This is a genomic window from Nocardioides zeicaulis (genome assembly GCF_042432345.1).
Lineage (GTDB): Bacteria > Actinomycetota > Actinomycetes > Propionibacteriales > Nocardioidaceae > Nocardioides > Nocardioides zeicaulis.
This window is the reverse complement of the sequence record NZ_JBHLXH010000001.1, coordinates 1-3,541: the sequence shown is the minus strand read 5'-3', so window position 1 is coordinate 3,541 and position 3,541 is coordinate 1. Positions and strand designations below refer to the sequence as shown.

General features: G+C 72.2%; 3 protein-coding genes. All 3 read left to right on the top strand.

From position 1 onward, the window contains the following. Positions 1–949, top strand: a 949-nt coding sequence (locus tag ACFFJG_RS00015; protein ID WP_378516566.1) for a glycerol-3-phosphate dehydrogenase/oxidase, incomplete at its 5' end; no start/stop codon positions are given. A 46-nt stretch (positions 950–995) separates the two neighbouring features. Next, positions 996–2,444 (top strand): argininosuccinate lyase, encoded by a 1,449-nt coding sequence (gene argH / locus ACFFJG_RS00010; RefSeq protein WP_378519425.1) that lies wholly within the window; start codon positions 996–998, stop codon positions 2,442–2,444. Next, the gene (locus tag ACFFJG_RS00005; RefSeq protein ID WP_378516565.1) at positions 2,428–3,006 is read left to right on the top strand and encodes a DNA-3-methyladenine glycosylase; all 579 of its coding nucleotides are present in this window, start codon (positions 2,428–2,430) and stop codon (positions 3,004–3,006) included. The genes argH and ACFFJG_RS00005 overlap by 17 nt, the downstream gene beginning before the upstream one ends. Positions 3,007–3,541: the final 535 nt, after the last annotated feature.

The following is a 3,541-nucleotide window of genomic DNA, read 5'->3' as shown; positions in this document are numbered from 1 at the left end:
CGTGCACATCGTCGTCCCGCGCGACCGGATCAACTCCGAGACCGGCATGATCCTGCGCACCGAGAAGTCGGTGCTGTTCGTGATCCCGTGGGGCACCCACTGGATCGTCGGCACCACCGACACCGACTGGGAGCTCGACCGCGCCCACCCCGCGGCCAGCCGCGCCGACATCGACTACATCCTCGACCACGTCAACACGGTGCTCGCCAAGCCGCTCACCCACGACGACATCGAGGGCGTGTACGCCGGCCTCCGCCCGCTGCTCAGCGGCGAGAGCGAGGCGACCTCCAGCCTGTCGCGCGAGCACGCGGTGGCCCGGCCGCAGCCCGGCCTGATCTCCATCGCCGGCGGCAAGTACACGACCTACCGCGTGATGGCGGCCGACGCCGTCGACGCCGCGCTCGTCGACCTGCCCTCGGGCGTCGGCACCTGCGTCACCGACCAGATCCCGCTCGTCGGCGCGCAGGGCTACCTCGCGCTGTCCAACCAGACCGACCGGCTCGCCCGCGAGCGCGAGCTCCCCACGTGGCGGATCACCCACCTGCTCGAGCGCTACGGCTCGCTGCTCGACGAGGTGCTCGAGCTCGCCGACGACGACCCGTCGCTGCTCGAGCCGCTGCCCGGCGCGGAGGAGTACCTCAAGGTCGAGGTCGTCTACGCCGCCAGCCACGAGGGGGCCCTGCACCTCGACGACCTCCTGGCCCGGCGCACCCGCATCTCGATCGAGGCCCACGACCGCGGCGTCGCGTGCGCCGACGACGCCGCGCGGCTCGTGGCACCGGTGCTCGGCTGGGACGACGAGCGCATCGCCGACGAGGTCGCCGCCTACCACGCCAGGGTGGCGGCGGAGCGCGAGTCGCAGGTCGAGCCCGACGACCTCGCGGCCAACGCCGAGCGCACCGCGGCGCCCGACATCCGGGCCCGTGCGGTCGGTCGCGCGCTCGACTGACAGACTCAGCGTCGTGAGCGAGCCGGAGCAGACGACCGCGCCCGAGGTGCCCGACGAGGCGGCCCAGGACGGTGCCACGCACCGCGGGAGCCTGTGGGGCGGACGCTTCGCCTCGGGTCCGTCGCCCGAGCTGCAGGCCCTCTCCCGCTCGACGCACTTCGACTGGCAGCTGACCCCCTACGACCTCGCCGGGTCCCGGGCCCACGCCAACGCGCTGCACCGCGCGGGGCTGCTCACCGACGCCGACCACACCGAGCTGCTCCGCGGGCTCCGGGTGCTGGGGGAGCGGTACGCCGCAGGCGACCTGCACCCCGACCCCTCCGACGAGGACGTCCACGGCGCCCTCGAGCGGTTGCTGCTGGAGGAGGTCGGCCCCGAGGTCGGTGGCCGCCTCCGCGCCGGGCGCTCGCGCAACGACCAGGTCGCGACGCTGTTCCGCGCCTACCTCCGCGACCACGCCCGCACGATCTCCGGCCTGGTCCTCGACCTCGTCGACGTGCTCGCCGGCCAGGCCGGCGACCACCTCGAGACCGGGCACGAGAGCGTGATGCCGGGGCGTACCCACCTCCAGCACGCGCAGCCCGTGCTGCTGGCCCACCAGCTGCTCGCCCACGCGTGGCCGCTGCTGCGCGACGTCGAGCGACTGCGCGACTGGGACGCGCGCGTCGCCGGCGACTCGCCCTACGGCTCGGGCGCCCTCGCCGGCCAGACCCTCGGGCTCGACCCCGAGGCGGTCGCGGCCGAGCTCGGGTTCACCGGCTCGTCGGCCAACTCCATCGACGGCACGTCGGCGCGCGACTTCGCGGCCGAGTTCGCGTTCGTCACCGCGCAGGTCGGGGTCGACCTGTCCCGGCTGGCGGAGGAGGTCATCCTCTGGACGACCCGGGAGTTCGCGTTCGCCACGCTGCACGACTCCTGGTCGACGGGGTCGAGCATCATGCCGCAGAAGAAGAACCCCGACATCGCCGAGCTCGCCCGCGGCAAGGCCGGCCGCCTGGTCGGCAACCTGACCGGCCTGATGGCCACGCTCAAGGGGCTGCCGCTCGCGTACAACCGCGACCTCCAGGAGGACAAGGAGCCGGTCTTCGACTCGGTCACCACCCTCGAGGTGCTGCTCCCGGCGGTGACCGGGATGGTCGCCACGCTCACCTTCCACGCCGACCGGATGGCCGAGCTCGCTCCGCAGGGCTTCTCGCTCGCCACCGACGTGGCGGAGTGGCTGGTGCGCGAGGGCGTCCCGTTCCGCGACGCCCACGAGATCGCGGGTGCGTGCGTACGCCGGTGCGAGGAGCTCGGCTGCGACCTGCCCGACCTCGACGACGACCAGCTGGCGTCGATCTCGACCTCACTGACCCCCGAGGTGCGCACCGCGCTCACCGTCGAGGGCTCCGTCGCGTCCCGCTCGGGCCGGGGCGGCACCGCACCCGCCCGTGTGCGCGAGCAGCTCGACGCCGTCCGTGCCGGCACCGCCGCCCACCGTGCCCGCCTGGGCTGAGGGCGACCCCCTCGACGTCGCTCCCCGGCTGCTGGGAGCGGTGCTCACCCATGCCGGGGTCTCCGTCCGGCTGACCGAGGTCGAGGCCTACCGCGGGCCCGACGACCCGGGCTCCCACGCCTTCCGGGGTCCCACCCCTCGCAACGCGACGATGTTCGGTCCGCCCGGCCGGCTCTACGTCTACTTCGTCTACGGGATGCACCACTGCGCCAACCTGGTGACCGGCCCCGAGGGCGACCCGGGAGCAGTGCTGCTCCGCGCGGGCGAGGTGGTCGGCGGCATCGAGCTGGCGCGCGAGCGCCGCCCGGGCAGCAGCGACCGCGACCTCGCCCGGGGACCCGCCCGGCTGTGCCGGGCGCTGGCGGTGGACGGGTCGCACGACGGCGAGGTCGTCGACCTCGTGGCGGGGGAGTGTGGACCAGACCGGGCGGCCGCCGTCTCGACCGGTCCGCGGGTCGGCCTGCGCCTGGCGGCGGACCGTCCGTGGCGGTTCTGGCTGACCGGCGACGACACGGTCAGCGCGTACCGGCCCGCCGCCCCGCGACGGCGCGCAGGCCGCTGACCTGCGGTTTTGTCCCGAAGCCACCCCCGGTTTTGCACACCCCGCGGGATGGGTCTAATGTTCTTCCTGTCGCCGCAAGCGGCGCCGCCGCCCGGCCAGAAGGCCGGCTGAGGCGGAAACCAGTTGCGACCACCGAAGCACGAAGCCCAGCGAATTGACGCGGGGCCGAGAGCCCGGTAAGTTTCTGCAGGTTGCCCCGCGACCGATCCAGCTCCGGCTGGCGAGGCTCGGGTGCGTCTGATTCTTGAGAACTCAACAGTGTGTTTGATTAGTCGACGAATTAGTTTGTTATGCCCCGTTGACATCATGTTTGGCTGCTGCTCTTTGGGTGGTGGTTGTGGTGTCGCGGTTTCTTTGACAATGATTCTGGCTGACGGTCCTGGCCCTTTGGGGTTGGGGTTGTCTTTCGCTAGTTTTGTTCAGTCATGGATGTGGCTCTTATTGATGGTCGCTCCTGCTGCCTTGGTGGTGGGGGTTGATGTTTTTCGATGGAGAGTTTGATCCTGGCTCAGGACGAACGCTGGCGGCGTGCTTA